The sequence below is a fragment of the Pseudomonas marvdashtae genome (assembly GCF_014268655.2).
Lineage (GTDB): Bacteria > Pseudomonadota > Gammaproteobacteria > Pseudomonadales > Pseudomonadaceae > Aquipseudomonas > Aquipseudomonas marvdashtae.
The window spans coordinates 2,463,367-2,488,997 of the sequence record NZ_JABWQX020000001.1 but is presented as its reverse complement, the minus strand read 5'-3'; the positions used below and the strand labels follow the sequence as shown (position 1 = coordinate 2,488,997).

Annotated in this window: 17 protein-coding genes; 14 read left to right on the top strand and 3 right to left on the bottom strand. The window is 61.6% G+C overall.

The annotated features are described in order from the left end of the window. The first annotated feature begins 8 nt into the window (after window positions 1-8). From HU742_RS11130 to HU742_RS11080, 11 genes are all read left to right on the top strand, one after another. The gene (locus HU742_RS11130) at window positions 9-971 is read left to right on the top strand and encodes a D-2-hydroxyacid dehydrogenase family protein (protein WP_186642525.1); all 963 of its coding nucleotides are present in this window, start codon (window positions 9-11) and stop codon (window positions 969-971) included. A gap of 550 nt (window positions 972-1,521) precedes the next feature. Further along, window positions 1,522-3,093, top strand: a complete 1,572-nt coding sequence (gene glgA, locus HU742_RS11125; protein ID WP_186631762.1) for a glycogen synthase GlgA — start codon at window positions 1,522-1,524, stop codon at window positions 3,091-3,093. An 8-nt stretch (window positions 3,094-3,101) separates the two neighbouring features. Next, window positions 3,102-4,904 carry a malto-oligosyltrehalose trehalohydrolase gene (treZ, locus tag HU742_RS11120; protein ID WP_186642524.1) on the top strand — a complete coding sequence of 601 codons (1,803 nt, stop codon included), beginning with the start codon at window positions 3,102-3,104 and terminating at the stop codon, window positions 4,902-4,904. Next, a complete protein-coding gene (malQ, locus tag HU742_RS11115) occupies window positions 4,901-6,979 on the top strand; it encodes a 4-alpha-glucanotransferase (protein ID WP_186642523.1) in 2,079 nt (692 codons plus the stop codon). The genes treZ and malQ overlap by 4 nt, the downstream gene beginning before the upstream one ends. After that, the gene (locus HU742_RS11110; RefSeq protein ID WP_186642522.1) at window positions 6,976-9,762 is read left to right on the top strand and encodes a malto-oligosyltrehalose synthase; all 2,787 of its coding nucleotides are present in this window, start codon (window positions 6,976-6,978) and stop codon (window positions 9,760-9,762) included. The genes malQ and HU742_RS11110 overlap by 4 nt, the downstream gene beginning before the upstream one ends. Window positions 9,763-9,783: 21 nt before the next feature. Next, window positions 9,784-10,137 (top strand): DUF2934 domain-containing protein, encoded by a 354-nt coding sequence (locus HU742_RS11105; protein ID WP_186642521.1) that lies wholly within the window; start codon window positions 9,784-9,786, stop codon window positions 10,135-10,137. A gap of 146 nt (window positions 10,138-10,283) precedes the next feature. Next, window positions 10,284-12,443 carry a glycogen debranching protein GlgX gene (glgX, locus tag HU742_RS11100; RefSeq protein WP_186631747.1) on the top strand — a complete coding sequence of 720 codons (2,160 nt, stop codon included), beginning with the start codon at window positions 10,284-10,286 and terminating at the stop codon, window positions 12,441-12,443. Window positions 12,444-12,697: 254 nt separating this feature from the next. Continuing rightward, on the top strand, window positions 12,698-13,462 hold the full coding sequence (locus tag HU742_RS11095) for a PIG-L deacetylase family protein (RefSeq protein ID WP_186631744.1): 765 nt from the start codon (window positions 12,698-12,700) through the stop codon (window positions 13,460-13,462). 186 nt (window positions 13,463-13,648) lie between these two features. Then, a complete protein-coding gene (locus HU742_RS11090) occupies window positions 13,649-14,401 on the top strand; it encodes an endonuclease/exonuclease/phosphatase family protein (RefSeq protein ID WP_186632936.1) in 753 nt (250 codons plus the stop codon). A gap of 168 nt (window positions 14,402-14,569) precedes the next feature. Further along, window positions 14,570-16,990, top strand: coding sequence for an autotransporter family protein (locus HU742_RS11085; protein WP_186642520.1), 2,421 nt, complete (start codon window positions 14,570-14,572; stop codon window positions 16,988-16,990). Between the two features lie 159 nt (window positions 16,991-17,149). Further along, window positions 17,150-18,775, top strand: a complete 1,626-nt coding sequence (locus HU742_RS11080; RefSeq protein WP_186642519.1) for an NADP-dependent glyceraldehyde-3-phosphate dehydrogenase — start codon at window positions 17,150-17,152, stop codon at window positions 18,773-18,775. A gap of 13 nt (window positions 18,776-18,788) precedes the next feature. On the opposite strand, the gene HU742_RS11075 is transcribed toward HU742_RS11080, so the two are convergent. Further along, complete coding sequence (locus tag HU742_RS11075; protein WP_186631735.1) at window positions 18,789-19,682, bottom strand: DMT family transporter; 894 nt, start codon at window positions 19,680-19,682, stop codon at window positions 18,789-18,791. Window positions 19,683-19,815: 133 nt separating this feature from the next. On the opposite strand from HU742_RS11075, the gene HU742_RS11070 reads away from it, so the two are divergent. Then, window positions 19,816-20,265 carry an Lrp/AsnC family transcriptional regulator gene (locus tag HU742_RS11070; RefSeq protein ID WP_186631733.1) on the top strand — a complete coding sequence of 150 codons (450 nt, stop codon included), beginning with the start codon at window positions 19,816-19,818 and terminating at the stop codon, window positions 20,263-20,265. Here the strand turns inward: HU742_RS11070 and HU742_RS11065 are convergent. After that, window positions 20,210-21,160: a LysR substrate-binding domain-containing protein gene (locus tag HU742_RS11065; RefSeq protein WP_186642518.1), complete on the bottom strand. Its 951-nt coding sequence runs from the start codon at window positions 21,158-21,160 to the stop codon at window positions 20,210-20,212. The two genes, HU742_RS11070 and HU742_RS11065, sit on opposite strands and share 56 nt — an antisense overlap. A 63-nt stretch (window positions 21,161-21,223) precedes the next feature. Continuing rightward, entirely contained in the window at window positions 21,224-22,828 is a 1,605-nt protein-coding gene (gene treA, locus HU742_RS11060; RefSeq protein WP_186642517.1) for an alpha,alpha-trehalase TreA, read from the bottom strand. 149 nt (window positions 22,829-22,977) lie between these two features. Here treA and HU742_RS11055 point away from each other — a divergent pair, with 149 nt between their 5' ends. Both HU742_RS11055 and HU742_RS11050 read left to right on the top strand, forming a co-directional pair. Continuing rightward, window positions 22,978-24,291 (top strand): SDR family oxidoreductase, encoded by a 1,314-nt coding sequence (locus tag HU742_RS11055; protein ID WP_186642516.1) that lies wholly within the window; start codon window positions 22,978-22,980, stop codon window positions 24,289-24,291. A 119-nt stretch (window positions 24,292-24,410) separates the two neighbouring features. Then, window positions 24,411-25,625: a multidrug effflux MFS transporter gene (locus tag HU742_RS11050; RefSeq protein ID WP_186642515.1), complete on the top strand. Its 1,215-nt coding sequence runs from the start codon at window positions 24,411-24,413 to the stop codon at window positions 25,623-25,625. Window positions 25,626-25,631 lie beyond the last annotated feature (6 nt).

The window sequence follows — 25,631 nt, the reverse complement described above, 5'->3', positions numbered from 1 at the left end:
GGTGTTCCATGGCGGTGCAGATAGCAGTCATCGACGATTGGCAAAACGTCGCACGTGATGTGGTGGATTGGTCGGCGCTGGACAGCGTTGGCCAGGTCACGTTCCTCCACGACTACCCCGCCGACCCCGACACTCTCGTCGCGCGCTTGCAAGGTTTTGAGGTCATTTGCGTGATGCGCGAACGGACCCGTTTCGATGAAGCGCTGCTGCGCCGCCTGCCTGATCTGAAGCTGCTGCTGACCGGCGGCATGCGCAATGCCGCCCTTGACCTCAAGGCAGCGGCGGCGCTGGGCATCCAGGTGTGCGGCACCGACAGCTACAAGCATGCCGCGCCCGAACTGACCTGGGCGCTGGTCATGGCCCTGAGCCGCAATCTTGTGGCGCAAGCCAACGCCCTGCGTGCCGGACGCTGGCAACAAGGCTTGGGCGGTGACTTACATGGAAAGACGCTGGCAATCCTCGGCCTGGGCAGCATCGGCACACGGGTGGCGCGGTTCGGCCAGGTGTTCGGCATGCGCGTGATTGCCTGGAGCGAGAACTTGACCGCCGAACGGGCGGCTGAAATCGGCGTGACCTATGTGAGTAAACAAGCGCTCTTCGAACAGGCCGATATTCTCTCGATCCACCTGGTGCTCAGCGAACGTAGCCAAGGCCTGGTGGACGCCCAGGCTTTGGGCTGGATGAAGCCAGAGGCGCTGTTGATCAATACCGCTCGCGGGCCGATTGTCGACGAAGCAGCCTTGGTCGACGCACTCCGACACAAACGCCTGGCGGGTGCCGGCCTGGACGTTTTCGCCGAGGAGCCTCTGCCATCCGGCCATCCGTTCCGAACGCTGGACAATGTTCTGGCGACGCCTCACGTCGGTTACGTCAGCCGACAGAACTATCAGCAGTTCTATGGCCAGATGATCGAGGATCTACAAGCCTGGGCAGCTGGCAAGCCAATCAGGATGCTGACCCCGGCCGGTTGAACGTCCCCCTTCATCAGGGAGCAACCTCGCTCCCTGATGAAGCATGTGGATGCCCTCTAATAGGCCATCAAAACGCCTGCATCGAGCGCGCCCCTTAATGGTGCGGCGCGCTGTTGAAACGCGCACGCGATTGAATCGCCACTCCTCCCCTACCCCTTCAACATTTCAAACGAACTGCACTTCGTCGGCTCGTATTCCCCTTCCTCGTGTAAGACATTGCCGACAAGCGACGTGATTGTCGGACAATTCGACGAAGCGAACCGCACCGCTCTAGCTTCTGACCTAGACTGCCCGTCCGGGGGGAAAACCGACCGGTCATCAGAAGGAAAAAAAGTCGAAACTTTTCGCAACGGCGACGGGTCAGGTTAGAGGTAGGGCTACAACGGCTGGAGCATTCCTTGCAACGGTCCCCTCACCTGATTCGCTTCGCCGCATTGGGCAGCGCTTTGCTCTCCTTGCGTAGCGCTCGTGCGCCTGGCCGCAGGATTCGGCCAATGAAACAACAGCTCTGGCGCTTGCCGGAAACAGATCGAGAAAATAGGAGTTATTTATGATCAGTGCTGCCTTGGAACCACAGCAAGTCCGCTCTCAACTACCGCCGGCGGCTGGGTCGCCGACGGCACCGGTGCTGGCCACCGGAGGCAAGGCACTGCTCCCTGTAGCCCGACAGAATCCCAATCGCAAGAAGATTTTGTTCGTCACCTCGGAAATTGCCGACCTGGTGAAGACCGGCGGCCTGGGCGACGTTTCTTCCGCCCTGCCGCGGGCCATGGCCGGTTTGCATGACGTTCGGGTACTGATTCCCGGCTACCCGCAGGTCATGAACAGCGGCAACCCGATCCACATCATTGGCGAACTGGGCGGCCATGCGGCGCTGCCGCCGTGCAAGATCGGTCGCATGGACATGGCCGACGGCTTGGTGATCTACGTACTGATCTGTCCCGAACTGTATGCCCGCGAAGGGTCTCCCTACGGCGCCAATAATGGGCGCGACTGGCCCGACAACCATATACGCTTCGCCCGCCTGGGCCTGGCCGCGGCAGACATCGCTGCCAATCTTGCGCAGATCCACTGGTGTCCCGACCTGGTCCACGCCCATGACTGGCCAGCCGGACTTGCGCCAGCTTATATGCACTGGCGCGGTCAACGGACGCCTACCCTGTTTACCATCCATAACCTGGCGTACCAGGGCGTGGTCAGCCTGGCGTCCTGCCCTGAACTGGGCATCCCGGAGCATGCGCTGCAACAGGAAGGCATGGAGTTCTACGGCAAGCTGTCGTTCCTGAAAGCCGGCATGGCCTATTCCAGCCACATCACGACGGTCAGCGCCACCTACGCCCAGGAAATAACCACGCCGGAGTTCGGTTGCGGGCTCGATGGGTTCCTTGCCGCCAAGACCCAGCAAGGCCTGCTCAGCGGCATTCCCAACGGCATCGATGAGAGCTGGGACGCAGCCACCGACACTCATCTGCAGCGCCAGTTCTCCATCGGCGACTGGGACGGCAAGGCTGCCAACGCCGCCCATGTACGCAACCTGTTCGGCCTGGACGACTCCAGCGGCCCGCTGTTCGCCGTGGTGTCGCGCCTGGTTTACCAGAAAGGCCTGGACCTCACCGAAGCCGTTGCCGAATTCATCGTCGAGTCCGGCGGGCAGATTGCAATCATCGGCCGCGGCGAACCGGAAGAAGAACAAGCCATGCGCGAACTGGCGCTGCGCTTCCCTGGACGTATCGGCGTGCGCATCGGCTTCAACGAAACCGATGCTCGGCGGATGTTCGCCGGCAGCGACTTCCTGCTCATGCCGTCGCGCTACGAGCCCTGCGGCTTGAGCCAGATGTATGCCCAGCGCTTTGGCTCGCTTCCGGTGGCACGCAATACCGGCGGGCTCGCGGACACGATCGAGGACGGCGTTACCGGCTTCCTGTTCGATGAATCCACCGTGGAGAGCTACAAACTGGCCTTGAGCCGGGCTTTCAAGGTGTTTGAGTTCCCCGAACTGCTCAATGCCATGCGCTGCCGGGCGATGTCGGCCCCCTTCAACTGGTGCAAAGCCGTGGAACCCTACGCCGAACTCTATGAACAACTGGTAGCTAAATCGCTAGGAAAATCTGCCAGACAATGAGGTAACCGATGCCGTCAAGGACGCCTGAAACCTGGACCCACGGTGCGGTCTTGCTTGATCCCGAGCACACCCGTTTTGCCCTGTGGGCCCCTGATGCCTTTTATGTCAGCGTCGAAATCGACACTGGCGAATCCATACCGATGCTGCCCCAGGCCAATGGCTGGTTCATGATCCAGGCCCGTTGCCCCGCCGGCACTCGTTACCGCTTCAATATCGATGGAGAGCTGGAGGTGCCCGATCCGGCCTCCCGAGCCCAGGACGGTGATATTGACCGCCACAGCGTGGTGGTCGACCCCCACGCTTATCAATGGCGACACACCAGTTGGGCCGGTCGCCCTTGGTACGACGCTGTCATCTACGAGCTGCACGTCGGCGCGCTCGGCGGTTTTGAAGGCGTCGAACAACAGCTGGCACGCCTCGCCGGGCTTGGCGTCACCGCTATCGAACTGATGCCGCTGTCGCAGTTTCCCGGCGATCGCAACTGGGGTTACGACGGCGTACTGCCCTACGCCCCGCAGGCTTCCTACGGCACACCGGACCAGCTCAAGCACCTGATCGACAGCGCCCACGGCCATGGCTTGGCGGTCATCGTCGATGTGGTCTACAACCACTTTGGCCCTGATGGCAATTATCTGCATCGCTACGCCAAGGGTTTCTTTCGCGAAGACAAACACACGCCCTGGGGCGCGGCGATCGATTTCCGCCGGCGCGAGGTGCGCGACTACTTCATCGAAAACGCGCTGATGTGGCTGCTGGAATACCGTTTCGATGGCCTGCGCCTGGACGCCGTGCACGCGATCGAAGACCCGGACTTCCTGCAAGAGTTGGCCGCCGAGGTACGCCAGCAGGTGGACCCGACGCGGTACGTCTGGTTGACCGCCGAGAACGAACACAACCAGGCCCGCCTCTTGGAAGAAGGCTACGACGCCCAGTGGAACGACGACGGGCATAACGCGTTGCACGTGCTGCTGACGGGCGAAACCGATGCCTACTACGCCGACTATGCCGAGCAAACGACGGAAAAACTCGCACGTTGCCTGAGCCAGGGTTTTGTTTTCCAAGGCCACACCAACCGCCACGGCGAAACCCGCGGCGAACCCAGCGGACATCTTCCGCCCAGCGCCTTTGTGCTGTTCCTTCAGAACCACGACCAGATCGGCAACCGGGCTCTGGGCGAACGCCTGCACCAACTCGCCCCGCCACAGGCGCTGCAAGCCGCAACAGCCTTGTTACTGCTGTCACCCATGATTCCGTTGATGTTCATGGGCGACGAAGTCATCGCCGAACAACCGTTCCTGTTTTTCACCAGCCACCATGGCGAACTGGCGGAGCTGGTGCGTGAAGGCCGGCGCAATGAATTCAAGGCCTTCAGCGCCTTTGCCGATCCGGAGAAACGCGAGCGGATTCCCGACCCGAACGCCGCCAGCACCTTCGATGCATCACGGCCCAGCCTGGAAGCCCATCGACCGGAGCAACTGGCCAGCGAGGCGCTCTATCGCCGGTTGTTGAAAATCCGCCGCGAGGAAATCGTCCCGCGGTTGCCCGCCGCACATGCCCTCGGCACCGATGTACTGGGACACGGCGCCGTGAGCGCGCGCTGGCAAATGGGCGACGGAAGTGTGTTGCGCATTGACTTGAACCTCAGCGCCCAGCCGGTCAAACACAGCGCACCGCAAGAGGCGCACATTCTTTTCGAACATCCACCGCAGGCCATGGGTCTGTTGCAACAAGGGGTACTCACGCCCTACAGCGCGCTGGTCAGTCTGACGCAAGCGACAACCTTGCCCAACATCACTGGAGAGCGCCTATGAGCGATGCGCAACTTGAAATTCTCGCGGGTCGAGCGGGCCTGGCAGTCGATTGGATCGACGCCAACGGCCGTGCGCAGAAAGTCTCACCGGCGGTATTGCGCTCGGTCCTCACCGGCCTGGGCCATCCCGCGGGCAGTGCCCAGGAAATCGACGCCAGCCTGCTGCAACTGCAAGAAGATCAACAGAATCATCGCCTGCCCCCGTTGATGACGGCGGACGCAGGCGTGAACGTCGACCTGCGTCGTTATTTCGAGCCCGCCACGCCTTGCGAGATCCAGCTCGAGGATGGCGCGACGTTGAACCTGAAGCTCGATGCCGATGCCGCCCTGCCGGGGATCGTTCCGGTGGGCTATCAGCACGTCAGTATCCAAGGCCAGCATTTCACTCTGGCCGTGGCACCCGCTCGCTGCTATAGCGTCGCCGATGCCGTGGACGATCCCGCACCCAGGGCCTGGGGCTTGAGCGCGCAGCTGTATTCGCTACGCCGCCCTGGCGACGGCGGCTTCGGCGACACCCAGGCCTTGGAAGAACTGGCGCGGGTGGCCGGCGAACGGGGTGCCGATGCCTTGGCCATCAGCCCGATGCACGCCATGTTCAGCAGCGACACCGGACGCTACAGCCCCTACTCACCGTCCAGCCGATTGTTCCTCAACAGCCTCTACGCCGCGCCCGGGACCATCCTGGGCGAGCGTGCGCTGCGCACCGCCATCGACGCCACGGGCTTGACCAACCAACTGCGCAGCCTTGAAGACCAGCCGCTGATCGATTGGCCAGTCGCCGCCGAGGCCAAGCACAGGGTTCTTCGCGCCCTGTACGACGGTTTCAGTCAGGGCGAACATCCGTTGCATGAGGATTTCAGCAGCTTTCGCCACAGCAGCGGCGAAGCCCTGGAAAATCACTGCCGTTTCGAAGCGCTCCAGGCCGAACGCGCAGCGCGAGGTGAAAGCCTCGACTGGCGGCAATGGCCCGAAGAATGGCGCGACCCACGCAGTGCGGCGATAGCCCGTTTCGCCGAAGAGAACGCCGACGAAATCGGCTTCCATGCCTTCTGCCAATGGCTGATCGCCCGCTGTCTCGAGCGTGCCCAGAGCGCCGCCAAATCCAGCGGGATGAGCATCGGCCTGATTGCCGACCTCGCGGTGGGCGCCGATGGCGGCGGCAGCCAGGCCTGGAGTCGGCAGGACGAACTGCTCGCCTCGCTGACCGTTGGCGCACCGCCCGACATCCTCAACCGTTCAGGCCAAGGCTGGGGCATTTCCGCGTTCTCCCCGGAAGGGCTGGTTCGCAACGGCTTTCGCGCTTTCATCGAAATGCTCCGGGCCAATTTCGCCCATGCCGGCGGCTTGCGCATCGATCACATCATGGGCCTGCAACGCTTATGGGTGATCCCCAACGATGCCCCGCCCACCGACGGCGCTTACCTTTACTACCCGATCGATGACCTGCTGCGGCTGCTGGCCCTCGAATCCCATCGTCACCGGGCCATCGTGCTGGGCGAGGACCTTGGCACCGTGCCCGATGGCCTGCGGGAAAAACTTGCTGCGCGTTCCATCCTCGGCATGCGCGTGCTGCTGTTCGAACAGGACAACGCCCACTTCAAGCCTATCCTCGATTGGCCGGACGATGCCTTGGCCACGACCAGTACCCATGATCTGCCAACCCTCAACGGTTGGTGGCATGGCCATGACATCGACTGGAACGTGCGACTGGAGCTGATCGACTCCCATACAGAGATGGACTGGCGAAAACACCGCGAGCGCGAGCGCGACGGACTGCGCAACGCGCTGGACCAGGACCCGCAGAACTTTCGCGAAGAACACCGTGAAACCGACCAGGTGCTGGACGCCAGCGTGCGCTTCCTTGGCCATACCCGTGCGCCGCTGGTGTTGCTGCCTTTGGAGGATGCCCTGGGCATCGACGAGCAGGCCAACCTGCCAGGCACCACCGACACTCACCCCAACTGGCGGCGCCGCCTGGCTTTGGAGAGCCGAGTGCTGCTGGACGACCCGGACGCCGCTCGGCGTCTGGAAATACTCGCCTGCGCGAGACTTCAGGCGAACGAGCGTGACCGATGAACCAGACATTGACTCCACCACTGCGGGCCACCCTGCGCCTGCAGTTTCACAAAGGCTTCACCCTGGACGATGCCATACCGCAAGTGCCTTACTTCGCGTCACTGGGCATCAGCCACATCTACGCTTCACCGTTGCTGAAGGCACGGGCCGGGTCCATGCACGGCTACGACGTGGTCGACCCGACCCAGGTCAACCCGGAGCTGGGCGGCGAGGCCGCGCTCAAACGCTTGGTCGCGACTTTACGCGAACATCGGATGGGCCTGATCCTCGACATCGTCTCCAACCATATGGCCGTCGGCGGCAACGACAATCCCTGGTGGCTGGACCTGCTGGAATGGGGGCGCCTGAGTCCCTATGGTGAGTTCTTCGACATCCAGTGGCATTCCCCCGACCCACTGATGTCAGGCCAGTTGCTTCTTCCCTTCCTCGGCAGCGACTACGGCGTGGCGTTGCAAGAAGGCACCTTGAAGTTGCACTTCGATGCCACGCAAGGCAGCTTCCAGGTCGAACATTACGAGCATCGCTTCCCCATCTGCCCGATGCAGTACGGTGAGCTGCTCAAACCCTCGGACGACGTGCCCGCCGAACATGTCGACGCACTCAAGGCCCTGGGCGAGCGCTTCACCACACTGAACTACCAGAACGACGCCCACTCTCTCGCCCGTCCTTTGCAATTGGAACTGCGAGACCTGGCCGCGCAGCCGGCGATCCTGAACGCCATTGAGGACAACGTGCGCGGCTACGATTCCACTGGACCGGAAGGTTTCGAACGCCTGCATCGGCTGCTGGAGCGCCAGAGCTACCGGCTCGCGAGTTGGCGCACAGCCGCCGACGACATCAATTGGCGGCGTTTTTTCGACGTCAACGAGCTGGGCGGCCTGCGCGTCGAACGGCCTGCGGTGTTCGAAGCGACCCATGCAAAAATCTTCGAGCTGATTGCCGATGGGCTGGTGGACGGCCTGCGCATCGATCACATCGACGGCCTGGCCGACCCTCGTGGTTATTGCCGCAAACTGCGCCGCCGCGTCGACTCGCTTGCACCCTCGCGGCACCTGCCGATTTTCGTCGAGAAGATCCTCGGCGATGGCGAAACCCTGCGCCGGGATTGGAACATCGATGGCAGCACGGGTTATGAGTTCATGAACCAGATCTCGCTGCTGCAACACGCCCCCGTGGGCGCCGAGCCCCTTGCGGAGTTCTGGAGCCGGCACACTGAACGCCCCGCGCATTTCATCGAAGAAGCGCGCCTGGCCCGCCAGCAGATTCTCAACGGCTCCCTGGCCGGGGATTTCGAAAGCGTCGCCCAAGCCCTGTTGCAAGTTGCGCGGGACGACGTGATGACCCGGGACCTGACCCTGGGCGCGATACGTCGGGCATTGCAGGAACTGATCGTGCATTTCCCGGTGTACCGCACCTACATCAGTCCTCTCGGCCGCTCGGCCGAAGACGAAGTGTTTTTCCAGAAAGCCGTGGAAGGCGCTCGACAAACCCTCAGCGAAGCCGACTGGCCGGTCCTCGATTACCTGGCCAATTGGCTCGGCGGCATGCCTTGGCGCCAACGCCCTCGCGGCGGCGAACGCAAACGGTTGCGCCACGCCTGCGTGCGTTTCCAGCAACTGACCTCGCCGGCCGCCGCCAAGGCTGTGGAAGACACCGCGCTCTATCGCTCGGCGGTGCTGCTGTCGCGCAACGACGTGGGCTACAACACTGAACGGTTCAGCGCCCCGGCCGAGGATTTCCACGACGCCTGCATCGAGCGTATGCAGCATTTTCCCGATAACCTGATCACCACGGCCACCCATGACCACAAGCGTGGTGAAGACACCAGGGCCCGACTGGCAGTCATCAGCGAACGCACCGATTGGTACACCACGTGCGTGGAGCAATGGCGCATTCTCTCGCCGTCCCTGCACAGCGATCCCGCGGCCCCTTCGGCCGGTGACGAGCTGATTCTCTACCAGGCGCTGCTCGGCAGTTGGCCGCTGAACCTCGACCTGCAAGATCACAAGGCACTGGCCGACTACGCCGAACGCCTGTGGCAATGGCAGCGCAAGGCCTTGCGCGAGGCGAAGTTGCAAAGCAGTTGGGCGGCCGTGAATGACGCCTATGAGCAGGCGACCCAGATGTTCCTCGAACGGCTGCTGCTGTGCGACGAGGGCTTGCCTCTGCGCTCTGCCATCGCCGAGGCGGTGCAGACCATCGCTCCGGCCGGCGCGCTGAATAGCTTGGCGCAAACCTTGCTGCGCATGACCGTGCCCGGCGTACCGGATCTGTACCAGGGCAACGAGTTCTGGGATTTCAGCCTGGTGGACCCGGACAACCGTCGCCCGGTGGATTTCGAGGCGCGCCGCCAAGGCATGCATGCCGACAACGCACCCGACGAGCTGATACACAACTGGCGCGACGGGCGCGTCAAGCAGGCGCTGATCGCGCGGACGCTGGCCTTGCGGTCCGAGTATCCGCAACTGTTCGGCCAAGGCAGCTACCAGCCGCTTGCGGTGCTCGGCAAACACGCCTCACAGGTACTGGCTTTCATGCGTGAATACCAGCAGCAACGGGCAGTCGTCGTGGTGCCGATTCACGCGGCCAGCCTGCTGGAAAACGGTGCCCTGCCCCACGTGGCTGCATCGGACTGGGGCGACACACGCGTGTCGTTACCGTTTGCCGCCAAGGATGAAAAACTGAAGGGACTTTTTGCAAGCGCAGCAGTCACACCCCAAAGGGAGCTGATGGTCAGCGCCGCACTGGGGGATTTCCCGGTCAATGTCTTTATTGAATCTTGAGTCAAAGTCAGGAGCACTGCGATGAGTACCGACGATAAACGCATTCGTGAATTCGCTTACCAGATCTGGGAGTCGGAAGGTAAGCCTGCCGGGCAGGAAAAACGTCATTGGGAAATGGCCCGCAAGCTGGCCGAAGCCGAGGCCTTGGCGCCAAGCAAACCAGCGAAGGCAGCCAGCAAGACCGCCGCCGGCAAGACTGACGGCACCAAGCCGGCAACCGTCAAGAGCGCCACCGCCAAGACGGTCACCAAGAACACCACGCCCAAGGCCAAGCCAGCGGCAAAACCGTCGCCGGCAGCGGCCGCAGTGGTTCCGCCTGCCGACAAGGCCGCCGCGAAAAAGCCCCGAGCGACGCGCAAGCCACCGGCGGTCTGACCTCCCGAACTCGTCGTTCTCAAGCCAGTGCTCCTTTTAGCGAAGGGGCCTGCTTGTGGCGCGGAAGTTTATCTGCGCGCCACAAGCGCAAGGCACGCAGTCCTGCGTGCACCGCATCACCGTATCCGTCTTCTGCAGGAGCAACTATGACCCGTCCAAACAAAACCACGCCGCCGCCCGTTATCGAGGCTTCGCGGATTCGTGAGGGGCTGCCGTTTCCGCTCGGCGCGACCTGGGATGGCCTCGGGGTCAATTTCGCGTTGTTCTCAGCCAACGCCACCAAGGTCGAACTGTGCATCTTCGATGACACCGGCGAGGTCGAACTCGAGCGTATCGAGCTGCCGGAATACACCGATGAGATTTACCACGGCTATCTGCCCGATGCCCATCCGGGCATGATCTATGGCTATCGGGTCCATGGTCCATACGATCCGGAGAACGGCCATCGCTTCAACCCCAACAAATTGCTGATCGACCCGTACGCCAAACAATTGGTCGGGGAGCTCAAGTGGTCCGAGGCGCTGTTTGGCTACACCATTGGCCACCCCGACGGCGACCTCAGTTTCGATGAACGAGACAGCGCGCCCTTCGTACCAAAGTGCAAAGTCATCGACCCGGCGCATACCTGGGGGCACGACCATCGGGTCAGCGTGCCGTGGGACAAGACCATCCTCTACGAAACCCATGTGCGCGGCATCACCATGCGCCATCCCTCGGTGCCTGAGAACCTGCGTGGCACGTTCGGCGGCCTGATGGTCGATGATGTGCTTGAACACATACGCAAGCTGGGCGTTTCCTCGGTGGAGTTGATGCCTATCCATGCCTTCGTCAACGACCAGCACCTGCTGCACAAGGGCATGACCAACTACTGGGGCTACAACAGCATCGCCTTCTTCGCCCCGGACCCGCGCTACCTGGCCAGCGGCAAGATCGCCGAATTCAAGGAAATGGTCGCGCACATGCACGAGGCCAACCTGGAAGTCATTCTGGACGTGGTCTACAACCACACCGCCGAAGGCAACGAACAGGGCCCGACCCTGTCCATGCGCGGCATCGACAACGCTTCGTACTACCGGCTGATGCCCGACGACAAACGCTACTACATCAACGACTCCGGCACCGGCAACACCCTGGACCTGAGCCATCCCTGCGTCCTGCAGATGGTCACCGATTCCCTGCGCTATTGGGCCACGGAAATGCACGTGGACGGGTTCCGCTTCGACCTGGCGACTATCTTGGGCCGATATCACGACGGCTTCGACGAACGCCACAGTTTCCTCGTCGCCTGTCGGCAGGACCCGGTATTGCGCCAGGTAAAAATGATCGCCGAACCGTGGGACTGTGGCCCCGGTGGCTATCAGGTGGGAGGCTTCCCGCCTGGCTGGGCCGAGTGGAACGACAAGTTCCGCGACACCGTGCGCGCCTTCTGGAAAGGCGATGACGGCCAGCTCGCCGACTTCGCCAGCCGCATGACCGCTTCGGGCGAAATGTTCAACCAGCGCGGTCGTCGTCCTTATGCCTCAGTGAATTTCGTGACTGCCCACGACGGGTTTACCCTGCATGACCTGGTGTCATACAACGACAAGCACAACGAAGCCAACGACGAAAACAACCAGGACGGCAGCAACAACAATCTGTCCTGGAACCACGGCGTAGAAGGTCCGACGGACGATCCGGAGATCAATGCACTGCGCCATCGGCAGATGCGCAACTTCTTCGCGACTCTGCTGTTGGCCCAAGGCACGCCGATGATCGTCGCTGGCGACGAATTCGCTCGTACCCAACACGGCAACAACAACGCCTATTGCCAGGACAGCGAGATCGGCTGGGTCAATTGGGACCTGAGCGAGGATGGCGAGGCGTTGCTCAAGTTCGTCAAGCGCTTGATCAAGTTGCGCCTGTCTTACCCGATCCTGCGGCGCGGACGATTCCTGGTGGGCAATTACAACGAGGACATCGGCGTCAAGGACGTCACCTGGCTGGCCCCGGACGGCAGCGAGATGACCGTTGAACAGTGGCAAGACGGCCAAGGGCGCTGCCTGGGCATGTTGATGGACGGACGCGCCCAGGAAACCGGCATCCGTCGCAAGGGTGCAGACGCGACGTTGCTGCTGGTGGTCAATGCCCATCATGACATCGTCAACTTCCGCCTGCCGGAAGTGCCCGAAGGCAGTTTCTGGACGTGCATGGTGGACACCAACCAGCCGGCTGTACGGGGGCAGGAGCGTTTCGATTTCGAATCGGAATACTCTGTCACCGGGCGCTCGTTGCTGTTGTTCGAACTTCAACGTGAAGAAGAGGATTGAGGTCGGCTCAAACCCCTTGCAGAGGGAGAGGACCGCAAGGACGCGCTCCTCTACCGCGCATAATGCAGCTAGAATAAAAATAACTGTTCAGATACACATTCCGACGCGACGAAACCGCCCGCATGGTCAATACTTCGCGTGCGGTAGATTCCAGGACTGGAAGCATCGCGAATCACAGCCAGGTCCTTACGGACCACACCGGGCGGCAGGCCCGATGCATGGCTGCAAGATTGGACACGACAAGGACGTACCTCATGAAACCCGCCTCTCGCTTGCAAGGCCGGCATCACCCCCAGATATGGAACAGCGCGCCGCAACTGGCCGACATTCCCATCATCAGTACCCAGACCCTCATTCCCCAAGGCGCCCGCGCGGTCATCCTCGCCCCGCACCCTGGCGATGAAGTGGGCGCCTGTGGCGGGCTGCTCCAGTTGTTGAGCAACCTGGACCAACCCATGTTGTTGATCTCAGTCACCGACGGCAGTCTCAGCCACCCCGGCTCGCCATTGTGGTCCGATGAACGACTGCGCACGTTCCGTCCGCATCCCCAGGAAAGCGTGGACGCCCTGCATCGCCTGGGCGTGCCTTCCCATGGCTTGCAATGGGTACGTGCCGGCTTCCCGGAAAAAAGCCTGGACGAGCATGAAGCGCAGCTCACCGCGTTCATCAGCCATCACCTGCGGCCAGGCGACGTAGTCTTCGGCACTTGGCGCCTGGATGGCGACAGCGATCACGACACTGTCGGCCGCGCCGGAGCCTTGGCCGCGGAAGAGATCGGGGCGGTGTTCAACGAAGTGCCCGTGTGGGCCTGGCATTGGCCGGTTCGCGAACAGAACAAGATACCCTGGCATCGGGCTCGCAAGTTGCGCCTGGACGTCTGGACCACTGCGCGCAAGCGCCACGCCATGCACGCTTATGCCAGTCAGCTCAGCGGTGAACCCGCCAGTGGCATTGCACCGCTGGTACCGCGGGTAATCCTTGAGCGCATGGGCATGCCGTATGAGATTGTTTTCATCTGATCGTTGAAATTTGCGGGACCTGACGCCCAAGTTGATCCCGCAGTTCCAGTCGCCCGTGATGCCATGCCACCAAGAATTCCGGAACTGCCGCAGCCGCCATCAGTCGCATGAACAGATACGTCTGACGCAGGAGTGAACGTGACTCGCGATCCCGACTGGCGGGCCGAGGAACCAGTGGCGCTGGAGATGCCAGCGGCGGTTCATCGGTTGCGCGTGCTGACAGTGAATACCCACAAGGGGTTTACCGCCCTCAACCGTCGTTTCATCTTGCCCGAACTGCGGGAAGCGGTGCGCAGTACAGGGGCCGACCTGGTTTTCCTGCAGGAAGTCCTTGGCGAACATGATCGACATGCCTCGCGCTATGACAATTGGCCGCAAACCTCACAATACGAATTCCTGGCCGACAGCATGTGGAGCGATTTTGCCTACGGGCGGAACGCGGTTTACCCCGACGGCCACCATGGCAACGCACTGCTTTCCAAATACCCTATCCGCCAGTTCCGCAATCTCGACGTGTCGATCACCGGTCCGGAACGGCGTGGGTTGTTGCATTGTGTGCTGGACGTGCCAGGCCACGCCGAAGTCCATGGGATCTGCGTGCACCTGAGCCTGCTGGAAAGTCATCGCCAGCTGCAACTCAAGCTGCTCTGCAAGCTACTTGACTCGTTGCCCGACGACGCCCCGGTGATCATCGCCGGCGATTTCAACGATTGGCAATTGCGCGGCAACATCACGCTCGCTCGTCGTCAATACCTGCACGAAGCCTTCGAACACCATCACGGCCGCCCTGCTCGGACCTACCCCGCCCGTTTCCCGCTGCTACGCCTGGACCGCATTTATCTGCGCAACGCCACCAGCCACGCGCCGCAAATCCTCGGCAACAAGCCCTGGACACACCTGAGCGATCATCTGCCGCTGTCGGTGGAAGTGCATCTGTAATCGCGGATATCGGCAACGCGACCTGTAAGATCTGACAGTAGCGACGCTTTTCAATCGTTGCTAGCGTGCCTTGCATACAGCGAGCGTTGCCAGGTCCTGCGTGCCATTTGTCGTGCAACCACTGCTGGAAACCGGCACGCCAGGGATGCTGAAGCAGAGGGATAGCAGATGATTCGGCGCAATCAGGGCTTCAATCGGTTGTTGAGCGTTTGGTGGGTAGCGGCTCCGTTGCTGCTACCTGTGTCATCCACTATGGCAGCGTGCACACTGACGTCCACGGCAGGTGATGACACTAATGTCTGCGACAGCGGCACCAGTGCCGTCGGGCTTACGGATCTGTCGGGCAACAACAGCCTGACCGTCTCAGGCACTGGCCTTATCCAAGGCGATGTCGTTTTCGACAACGGAGTCGACCGAATCGAAATCAACGTCGGCGGTGTAATTGACGGGGACGTCGAGCAGGGCTCGGAAGCTGACGAATTCCTGATGAGCGGTGGCAGGATCCTGTCGATCTCCCAAGGCGATGGCCTCGATCAATTCACGATGACCGGCGGGACCATTGTCGATGCGTTCGAAGACGGCGACATCGCCAAGATGACCGGCGGCAGCATCGGCCGCGTCGACATGAAGCTCGACGACAACGTTTTCGACATGTCGGGCGGGCAGATCATCGGCAACCTCGTCGCCGGTTTTGGCAACGATACGATCATTCTGTCTGCCGGACGCATCGGTGGGAACGTCAGCGTCAGCGGTGGCAATGACAGCGTTACTGTCAGTGGCGGGGAAATTGGCGGCGAGGTCCGCACCAGCAACGGCAATGATCGATTCCAATGGAGTGGCGGCCTCATTCGCTCAGCAATCCTGATGGGCGACGGCAGTGACACCGCACTGTTGAACACACTCACCGAAGCGGGGCTTGGCCCTACACCCCGTGTCGACGGCGGGTTGGGCCAAGACGTTCTGGCATTCCAGGGCAGCACGTCCAGCACCGGTGCCCGTTACACATTATGGGAAACGGTCAAGCTTGCTCAAGGCTCACGCCTGGACTTGACCGATACACTGGTGCTAGGCGACAGCACTACCGGAACGGGGGTGCTTGAGATTGACAGCAGCAGCGTGTTGACATCGACCCAAGGCGCCATTGCACCGTTTACCGCTGGCCAGATGACCACTCTTAACAACTCCGGGGTGATTGACCTCGCCGGTGGTAATACCCGCACCGATGACACCCTCACGGTTCAAGGTAATTATGTGGGTAATGGCGGCCAGTTACGCCTGCAAACAGCAGTCGGAGCAGACGGCGCCGCCAGCGACAAGTTGGTGGTCAACGGCGGCTCGCTCACCGGCAGCACCGCCATCACCGTCACCAACCTTGGAGGCGCAGGCGGCCTGACCACCCAGGACGGCATCGAGCTGGTCCAGGCCCAGGGCGGAGCCGTCAGCGACAGCAGCGCTTTCTCACTGGCGCAATCGGTCTCGGCCGGTGCGTTCGATTATCGTCTGTTCAAGGGCGGCGTGTCCGGCAATGCCAACAACTGGTATCTGCGCTCGACCGTCGTGGCAGGTCCGATCGCAGCGCCCAGCCCTACATTGCCGGCCCTGCCTGCCGCGGTGCCGGGCGCCGCGCCGATTCCACTGTATCGCCCGGAAGTCCCCACCTGGTCAGTGTTGCCCCCCGCCGCGGCACAGCTGACCCTGATGGCCTTGGGTACGTTTCATGATCGCCAGGGCGACCAACGCCTGCTGACCGAAACCGGGGCGTTCGGCGCGGGCTGGGGCCGAGCCTACGGCAAGGACCTCGACCAGACCTGGGCCGGGACGGTTGCGCCGCGGTTCGACGGCTCAATCAAAGGTTTCCAGGTAGGCAACGACCTCTATGCCGCGCCAACCTCTGGCGGCCAGACCCAGCGTATCGGGTTCTTTGTCGGCCATACCGAACTGAACGGCAACGTCGACGGTTTCAACCTGGGTTTCGAAGGCCGGCGCGCCGGCAAGGTCGGACTCGACGGCGACAGCTACGGGCTCTATTGGACCCTGATCGACCCCTCCGGCGGGTATGTCGATGCGGTAGTCATGGGCACGCGATTGAATGGCGACAGCCGCTCCGATCGCGGCGTCAAAATCGACAATCGCGGGCACGCCCTGACCCTGTCGGCGGAGGCCGGTTATCCGTTTGCCGTGGGGCGCGACTGGGTGCTCGAACCCCAGGCGCAGATCATTCATCAGAAAATATCCCTGGACACCCAGGACGACGGTATCTCCAAGGTAGAGTTCGACTCCGACAGCGCCTGGACCGGTCGCCTGGGCGCGCGGCTCAAGGGTCGTTACCAGGTCAGCGGTATGCCGGTGGAGCCTTATCTGCGGGCCAATCTCTGGCACACCTTCTCCGGCACCGATACGGTGACATTCGACGACACGCAACGGATCGAGACCGAACAACGCGCTTCCACCGCCGATCTGGGCGCGGGCGTTATCGTCAGCCTGGCGCCTACCGTCAGTGCCTACGCCGGCGTGGACTACAGCAATAACATTGACAGCAACCAGCAACGCGGCATGGCCGGCAATATTGGCCTGCGGATCAGTTGGTAAATCCTGGCGATCTTTCGATAGAGGGGGCCGCGTCCAAACGAATGGCATGCCCATCGGCCCCTACCACTTAAAAAACACCTCCATTAAGGCGTATAACGCTAAAAGCGATATACGCCTGAAGCTGCAGCCCATGGCTCATTTCATTGATGGAGTAACGACATGACCACAGCCAACCTCCTCGCCACCCTATTTCCAAGTGCCGCCGATATTCCGCAGGCCTACCGTCTCGATGGGCAGGTCGAGCAACGTGAATACCTGGTCGATGGTGTCCTGAGAACTTGGCAAGGTCCGCTGGCCACGGTGCGCAGCCCGGTGTACTTGGCAGATCCACATGGCGATGAACAAGTGATTCTCGGCAGCACGCCATTACTCGATGCCGAAACTGCGCTGACCGCCCTCGACGCGGCTGTCCGCGCCTATGATCGCGGCCAGGGCCAGTGGCCGACGATGCGTGTCGCCGAACGTATCCGCCATGTCGAAACCTTCCTGGCGCGCATGCGCGAACAGCGCGAGGCGGTGGTCAAGCTGCTGATGTGGGAGATCGGCAAGAACCTCAAGGATTCCCAGAAAGAATTCGACCGCACCTGCGATTACATCGTCGACACCATCAATGCCCTCAAGGAGCTTGATCGGCGCTCCAGTCGGTTCGAACTGGAACAGGATACGCTCGGGCAGATTCGCCGCGTCCCCTTGGGCGTCGCCCTGTGCATGGGCCCCTACAATTATCCACTGAATGAAACCTTCACCACGCTGATCCCCGCACTGATCATGGGCAATACCGTGGTGTTCAAGCCGGCCAAGCTTGGCGTATTGCTGATACGTCCATTGTTGGAAGCCTTTCGCGACAGCTTTCCGGCGGGCGTGATCAACGTCATCTACGGCAGCGGCCGGGAGACGGTCAGCGCGCTGATGGCCAGCGGTAAAATCGACATCTTCGCCTTCATTGGCACCAACAAGGCCGCCAGCGACCTGAAGAAACTCCATCCGCGCCCGCACCGCCTGCGTGCCGCATTGGGGCTGGACGCGAAGAATCCCGGCCTGGTGCTGCGGGACGTCGACCTCGACAACGCCGTCAGCGAAGCCCTGACCGGTTCGTTGTCATTCAATGGCCAACGCTGCACGGCACTGAAGATCTTGTTTGTCCATGAGGACGTCGCCCCGGCGTTCATCGAGAAATTCAACGCCAAGCTCGCCGCGTTGAAACCGGGTATGCCTTGGGAAGACGGCGTGGCGCTGACGCCTTTGCCCGAGGCCGGCAAGGTCGATTACCTGCATTCGCTGGTGGCCGACGCAATCGCCAAGGGCGCGGGCATCATGAACGCACACGGTGCTGAATCCAGGGCTTCGTTTTTCTACCCGGCTGTGCTCTATCCCGTGAATACCGCGATGCGCGTCTACCATGAGGAGCAGTTCGGCCCGGTCGTGCCCATCGTGCCGTACCGCGACCTCAACACCGTGGTCGATTACGTACTCGAGTCCGACTTCGGCCAGCAACTGAGCATTTTCGGCACCAACCCGGCCGAAGTCGGCAAACTGGTGGACACGTTCGCCAACCAGGTCGGACGCATCAACATCAACGCCCAGTGCCAACGCGGCCCGGACACGTTCCCGTTCAATGGCCGGAAAAACTCGGCCGAGGGCACGTTGTCGGTGCACGATGCATTGCGTACCTTCTCGATCCGTACGCTGGTGGCAACCAAATTCCAGGAGAGCAACAAGGCACTGATCAGCGACATCATCCGGGAACGGGATTCAAACTTCCTGACCACCGACTACATCTTCTGACAGCGATGGCCGGTTACGGCAGGGCTGGACGGCGCCACTTGATGCTCCAGCCCTGCTGCATGCCGGCAGCCGCCAGGAGAATCGCCGCCACACCCAGCCATTGCAGCGGTTCGAGGCGATGGCCGAAGGCAAACCAGTCGACGAAGATCGCTGCGATCGGGTAGATAAAGGACAGTGCGCCCGTCACCGCAGTCGGCAAGCGCTGGATCGCGCTGTACAACAGCACATACATTACGCCAGTGTGAATCATGCCAAGGGTCAGCAGGCTGGCCCAAGCCTCGGGTTGCTGTGGCAAGGCCGAGAAATTCGCCCACGGCGCCAGCAGCAATATCCCGGTGCTGACCTGGATCAGCGCGATCAGATGGGGCGGCGTGCCGGTCAGGCGCTTGATGATCAACGCCGCAACGGCATACAGAAAGGCCGCGCCCAATGCCAGGGCGATACCCAGCAGATAGTTTCCGCCCCCCTGCCCTTGCTCACCGTGGGCACTGACGATGGCCAACATTCCGAGAAACGAAACCGCCAACCAGAACAGTTTTTGCGCGGTGATCTTCTCGCCCAGGAACAGCGCCGCCAACCCCACCAACATGAACGGCTGGACGTTGTACACGGCCGTACCGATGGCAATCGAAGCGTGGGAGTACGAAGCGAATAACAACACCCAGTTCCCCACGATCGCTACACCACTGAGCACCGCGAGCAGGAAAGTCGTCCGTGTCAGCAGGTCCCGGCGCAAGAAACCAAAACCGGCGCAAATCAGCAGTAACGTACCAGCGCCAAATACGCAGCGCCAGAACACCACATCCAGCACCGGAACGCCGGAAACCAGCACGAACCAGCCTATGGTTCCGGAAATCAGCATGGCGGCGGTCATTTCGAGCGAACCGCGGCGTAAGGTCTTGTCCATCTTCAGGCTCCTCCAGTCAGTGCGCACAGTATGCCGAGCCGCCAGGCCGCTTCTCCATGGTTTGAAAAAGGCTAAACTGCGTTTCGACCTTTTTTATCAAGGCCACTTGCGACTTTTGCCTAACGGAGCAGAAATGACTGACGATATCGACCAGATCCTCATCAGCGCCCTGATGGAAGACTCCCGGCGCTCGCTCAAGGCCTTGGCAAACCTGAGCGGCCTGTCCTCACCCAGCGTCGCCGAGCGCCTGCGCCGACTCGAAGAGCGCGGCGTGCTCAAGGGTTATACGGTTGAGGTCGACCCAAAAAGCTTTGGCTATCAGCTCCAGGCTATCGTGCGCATCCGCCCGTTACCGGGGCAGTTGCAGGAAGTGGAGCGACAAATTCAGGCCATCGGCGAATTTACTGAATGCGACAAGGTGACGGGTGAGGATTGTTTCATCGCTCGTCTGCATGTGCGTTCGATGGAACAGTTGGATGTCTTGTTGGACAAGCTCAATGTTCATGCCGAGACCAATACGGCCATTGTCAAGAAGACACCGGTGAAGCGGCGTTTGCCGCCCATGGAACCGACAAATCCCTAAAACAATCTTCGAGAAATTCGACACACACCTGCAGCTTGGCCGACTGACTAAGCCGGGTCGGATACACCGCCCAGACATTCGCGCTTTGCCAATACTCGGGCAGCACCTGGACCAGACGTCCCTGGTCCAGCATGGACCTGACATCCCACATCGAGCGCAGCAGGACGCCGCCGCCGCTCAAGGCCCACTCCAAAACGATCTCACCGCTGTTGGACGACAACGGGCCGCCGACGCGCACCGTTTCCTCTTGGCCATTTTTAGTCAGTGTCCACATGCCGAAGGCGTTGTTGCGCTCCTTGAGCACCAGGCAATCATGCGCCTTGAGGTCGTCCAGCGAACGCGGCTCGCCCCGTCGCTCCAGGTAATCAGGGCTTGCGCAAAGCACCCGCCGATTACTCGCCAACTTGCGACCAAGGTGTTGACCCGGCAGGTCATCGCCCACGCGGATTTCCAGGTCGAACCCCTCGCCGACGATATCGACGACACGGTCAAACACATCCAGGCGGATATCGAGTCTGGGATAGGTCTGGGACAGTTTGCCGATGGCCGGGGCAACGTGATTGCGGCCAAAACCAAAGCTGCTGCAGATGTGCAACGACCCGGTGGGTTGATGACGTGCCTGGGCGATATCGCCGACAAACTCATCGAAATCACCCAAGAGCTTTTCGGCCCACACCCGCACACGCTCACCGTCGTCAGTCAACGCGATACGCCGTGTCGTGCGGTGCAGCAGCTTGGTGGACAGGGTCGCTTCAAGGACTGAGATGCGCTTGCTGATATAGGCCGGTGAAAAACCCAACGCTTGCGCCGCACTTGCAAAGCCGTTCTTACGGATGACCGTCAGAAAGACTTTCAAATCCTCTGGCAACGGAAATTGATCACGATGCGTGTTCATATACCCCAATGGCAACGGCGTTCTTCCCAGATTTCGCGAAGAATAGCATTGAACCCGCCTGGATCAACCGCCGTATTTTTGCAGCAACTTCAACGTCACTCCGTTGGTCCAGCCGAAGCCGTCCTGCAATTCATACTCACCGCCTCCGCCACCGTCGCCTTGCCCGGACAGGTCGTACTTCTCGACCAGCTTGTCCTCTTTGCCATAAACCGCCTGGACCTGCTGCAAGAAGCGACTGCCTATCTGCCTGGCCAGCTCGGTTTGCCCATATCGTTCAAGCCCTTCGACTGCCACCCACTGCAACGGCGCCCAGCCATTGGGTTCGTCCCACTGCTGACCGTTGTTGACCTGGGTGGTAGCAATACCGCCCGGACGCAACAAGCCTTCACGCACCGCATCGGCCGTACGGTTGGCATGCTCGGCGGAGGCCAGGCCGGTGTAAAGCGGGAAAAGCGTTGCAGCGGTGAGCGCCGGGCGTTGCCGGTTCCGCTGCCAATCGTAGTCGACGTAGTAACCGCCTTCGGCATTCCATAGATGCGTTTCGATGGCCCGTTGCCGCTGGGCGGCGCGCTGGCCGTAGGCCTGGGTGCACGGCGAGTTCTGGATGGTTTCACAGGCCTTGGCGATGGTGCGTTCCAAGTGATACATCAGGCTGTTCAAATCCACCGGGGCAATGGATGTAGTGCGGATTGTGGCCAGGTTCTTGTCGTCGTCCAGCCAGCGCGAACTGAAATCCCAGCCGCTCTCGGCGCCGGCGCGCAGGTCGCGCCAGACTTCCTGCCGCGACCTGTCGGGCGCCTGTCCGGCGGTCTTGAGGTCTTGCAACCAGGACTCCTGCCGAGGCGTCGCGCTGGCGTCCCAATACCGATTGAGCACGCTGCCATCGGCGAGCTTGACCACGTGTTTCCCGGCCTCGCCGGCCTTGAGCGCTTGCGCACCGGCCATCCAATAGGCGTATTCCTTCTGCAATTGGGGAAGGTAGCGCCCGTAGGCCTGATCGCCTTCGATGTGCGCTTGCAGTTCCACCATGTAGGCGAAGAACGGCGGCTGTGATCGGCTCAAGTAGTAGGTGCGATTGCCATTGGGGATGTGGCCATAGGTGTCGATCACGTAGGCGAAATTGTCGGTCATCTGGCGAATCTGGGCTTTCTCACCGCTTTGCTCCAACCCCAGCATGGTGAAATACGAGTCCCAGTAATACATCTCTCGGAAACGTCCGCCCGGGACCACATAGGGCAGCGGCAACGGCAGCAGGCTGCTGTATCGGGGGACGTGGGGATAGGTTCGGCTGAGCACGGGCCAGAGGTTGTCGATATGCTCTTTGATCGGCACCCCGGGTTGCGGGGCCGGGCTTTGCGCTTGGCCGGATTCGATGAAGTTGTCTTTCACGAATTCGTTGAGGTCGAAGTCGGCGCTGTCACGACGGGCCAGGTAATCGGCGCGGATCTTCGAGGGGTCGCGCTTGGGCAGTGCATCGACAAAATGCTTCTGGTCCGTAAACAACTGTTTACCTTGCACCGCTTCGAACAACTCGGGATACGCCTGGTCGGGCGGCACGTTGGCGCGACTTCGAGCATCCTCGTAGCTCCATGTCGCAGGCGATGGGTTTGAACACGCTACGCACAGCAGCGCGGTGAAGGATAGGCTGGCGAGATAAATAGGACGCATCTGAAGCTCCATGATGTTGTCATTTCCTTCAGAAATAACTGACAGAAAAGGATGCGCCTCAGTTCACTTAAAACGCCTTTCCTCACTTCAATGGAACCCCGGTTTGCCCCTCCTCTCTATCGCAGAACAACAGAGCGGAGGTGTTGATCATGATTTCACCGGCAACCGGCATGCGGACTGGCGAGCGCTATACCATCGAAAGCGTCGAGCGAGCGCCACATTTCCCTGGCTTTTTTCTCGATGGAAAGTACTACCTGGGCCCTGAACTGAATATGGCGGTGGGCTGGCTGGAGGGTCAGAATTTTCTCTATGACCAGCTCGATCCCGAGGGTGAACCGGTGTACCCCGACAGGGTCGCCGGCACCATTGAAGACCTGACGTTAATCATGGCCGACGGTGTGCGTCTGAAACTTGCGCCCATCCACGCAGAGACCGACAAGCCCTCCCAACAACTCAAGGATCGCGCCGATCCCGCCCAGGGATCCAAGACATCCCCCTTGGCGGAAAAACTGGTGGTCATCACCGGAGCGTCCAGCGGGATCGGCCGCGCAGCCGCCCAGGCGTTTGCCCGGCAAGGCGCGCGCCTGGTCCTGGCGGCACGCGACCGTGCCGCACTCGCCGAGGTGGTCAATGAATGCCAGGCACAAGGTGCCACTGCGTTGGCGGTGCGCACCGACGTCACCCGCAGCGAGCAGATGCAGGCCCTGGCGGCCGAGGCCGCGACATTCGGTGACGGTCGCATCGACATCTGGATCAACAACGCCGGCGTGGGCGCGGTGGGCAGTTTCGAGCAGACCCCGCTCGATGTGCATGAACAGGTTCTGCAGACCGATTTGCTTGGCTATCTGCGTGGAGCCTACGTCGCCTGGCCCTATTTCAAGGCGCAAAAGCGCGGCATCCTGATCAACACACTGTCGTTGGGCAGTTGGGTCGCGCAGCCGTATGCCGCTGCCTATTCAGCCAGCAAATACGGGTTGCGGGGTTTGTCCGAAGCGTTGCGCGGTGAATTGGGCGAACACCCCGATATCCACGTTTGCGATATCTATCCTGCTGTCATGGATACACCTGGCTTTCGCGACGGCGCCAACTTCACGGGGCATGCTCTCAAGCCACCGCCTCCGGTCTATGATCCGCAGCGGGTCGCCGCAGCGATGGTCAACTGCGCGCTCAACCCCAAGCCCAGCACCACCGTGGGCAGCGCGGCGATACTCGCCAGAGCGGCGCATTTCCTGCTGCCGGGATTCCCGCAGCTCTCCGGCTGGCTGACACGCCGGAGCCTGGACCGCAGCCCGCGGTTAGCTTCGTCTACGGGCAACCTGTTCGCCCCACCCAGCGGCCAGCGACGTATCGAGGGCGGCTGGCGCAAACCCGCACGACGGCCGACACCCTTGCTGGTGGCGGGCGCGGCGCTGTTGATTGGCGGTTGTCTGGTGGCGTTGGGGCGGGAGCGGGGTCGAGAGTGATCGGCCCGCACAAGGATGCAAATCCTCGCAGCCTTTCGGCTTGACGCACCAGATGATGGTCGTCATATTACACATAAAATATGACGACCATCATAAGCGCTCGCAGCAGGGGATAACACATGGACACGGGAAATGCATCGGCAATGGCCGCGACGGCGCCACACGTCTCCAGCCAACCCCTGACCGGCCGAATCGTGGCGCTGCTCGCGGGCCTCGCGGCGATCGGCATGCTCTCCACGAATATCATCCTCCCGGCCTTCCCGGTCATCGGCGAAGAACTCGGCGTGACCGCCCGCGAACTCGGCCTGACCCTCTCCAGCTTCTTCGTGACCTTTGCGTTCGCCCAATTGCTGGTCGGTCCGTTGGCCGACCGCTATGGGCGCAAGAAACTGGTGCTGGGTGGACTTGCCGTGTTCGTGGCCGGCACCGTCATCGCGGGCTTCGCCACGTCCCTCGACCTGCTGATCGCCGGACGCGTCGTCCAGGCATTGGGCGTCTGCGCAGCCTCGGTGTTGTCGCGCGCTATCGCACGGGACCTGTTCGAGGGCGAAACGTTGGCGCGCGCCCTGTCGCTGACGATGGTCGCCACCGCCGCAGCGCCAGGTTTTTCGCCCTTGGCCGGCAGCGTCCTGTCCGTCACGCTCGGATGGCGCGCCATCTTCATTCTCGTCGGATTGGCCGCCGTGGTACTGGCTTTTTTCTATGTGCGTGACCTTGGAGAAACCCATCCCGCCGACCGCCGGGCGCCGCATTCCACCGGCAGCGTGCTGCGCGCCTATGCCAGGTTGATGATGGACACGCGCTTCATTCTGCCGGCCCTGTCGATGAGCCTGCTGCTGAGCGGCTTGTTCGCCTCCTTCGCCGCCGCCCCCGCGATCCTGATGAAAGGCATCGGCCTGACGTCGGTGCAGGCTGGCTTGTACTTCGCCTCAACGGTGTTCGTCGTGTTCGCCGCCGGCATGGCGGCCCCTCGCCTGGCGCACCGCCACGGTCCGCGAACCATCGCCTTGCTGGGCATTGCCTGCGCCATGGTCGGCGGCGGTTTGCTGCTTGTTGGCTCGGCCGAGCCTGGCCTTGGCTGGTATGCGGTGGCGATGATCACGTTTCTTTGGGGCATGGGACTGGCTAATCCGCTGGGCACGGCCATCACCATGGGGCCGTTTGGCAAGGAGGCCGGGATGGCCTCCGCACTGCTGGGTTTTCTTTCCATGGGTGCGGCTGCGCTGACGACCTGGCTGGCCTCTGTGCTGAGCTTTTCACCCGTCACCACGCTGGGCGCGATCCAGGCGCTGACGTGCCTGGTCGCGCTGCTCCTGTTCGTCCTGCGGCGCTGATCGGTA

Excerpts from the sequence above, each read along its gene's own strand:
- HU742_RS11130 (WP_186642525.1), top strand. The coding sequence starts at position 9 with ATGGCGGTGCAGATAGCAGTCATCGACGATTGGCAAAACGTCGCACGT.
- glgA (WP_186631762.1), top strand. The coding sequence starts at position 1,522 with ATGATCAGTGCTGCCTTGGAACCACAGCAAGTCCGCTCTCAACTACCG.
- treZ (WP_186642524.1), top strand. The coding sequence starts at position 3,102 with ATGCCGTCAAGGACGCCTGAAACCTGGACCCACGGTGCGGTCTTGCTT.
- malQ (WP_186642523.1), top strand. The coding sequence starts at position 4,901 with ATGAGCGATGCGCAACTTGAAATTCTCGCGGGTCGAGCGGGCCTGGCA.
- HU742_RS11110 (WP_186642522.1), top strand. The coding sequence starts at position 6,976 with ATGAACCAGACATTGACTCCACCACTGCGGGCCACCCTGCGCCTGCAG.
- HU742_RS11105 (WP_186642521.1), top strand. The coding sequence starts at position 9,784 with ATGAGTACCGACGATAAACGCATTCGTGAATTCGCTTACCAGATCTGG.
- glgX (WP_186631747.1), top strand. The coding sequence starts at position 10,284 with ATGACCCGTCCAAACAAAACCACGCCGCCGCCCGTTATCGAGGCTTCG.
- HU742_RS11095 (WP_186631744.1), top strand. The coding sequence starts at position 12,698 with ATGAAACCCGCCTCTCGCTTGCAAGGCCGGCATCACCCCCAGATATGG.
- HU742_RS11090 (WP_186632936.1), top strand. The coding sequence starts at position 13,649 with ATGCCAGCGGCGGTTCATCGGTTGCGCGTGCTGACAGTGAATACCCAC.
- HU742_RS11085 (WP_186642520.1), top strand. The coding sequence starts at position 14,570 with ATGATTCGGCGCAATCAGGGCTTCAATCGGTTGTTGAGCGTTTGGTGG.
- HU742_RS11080 (WP_186642519.1), top strand. The coding sequence starts at position 17,150 with ATGACCACAGCCAACCTCCTCGCCACCCTATTTCCAAGTGCCGCCGAT.
- HU742_RS11075 (WP_186631735.1), bottom strand. The coding sequence starts at position 19,682 with ATGGACAAGACCTTACGCCGCGGTTCGCTCGAAATGACCGCCGCCATG.
- HU742_RS11070 (WP_186631733.1), top strand. The coding sequence starts at position 19,816 with ATGACTGACGATATCGACCAGATCCTCATCAGCGCCCTGATGGAAGAC.
- HU742_RS11065 (WP_186642518.1), bottom strand. The coding sequence starts at position 21,160 with ATGAACACGCATCGTGATCAATTTCCGTTGCCAGAGGATTTGAAAGTC.
- treA (WP_186642517.1), bottom strand. The coding sequence starts at position 22,828 with ATGCGTCCTATTTATCTCGCCAGCCTATCCTTCACCGCGCTGCTGTGC.
- HU742_RS11055 (WP_186642516.1), top strand. The coding sequence starts at position 22,978 with ATGATTTCACCGGCAACCGGCATGCGGACTGGCGAGCGCTATACCATC.
- HU742_RS11050 (WP_186642515.1), top strand. The coding sequence starts at position 24,411 with ATGGACACGGGAAATGCATCGGCAATGGCCGCGACGGCGCCACACGTC.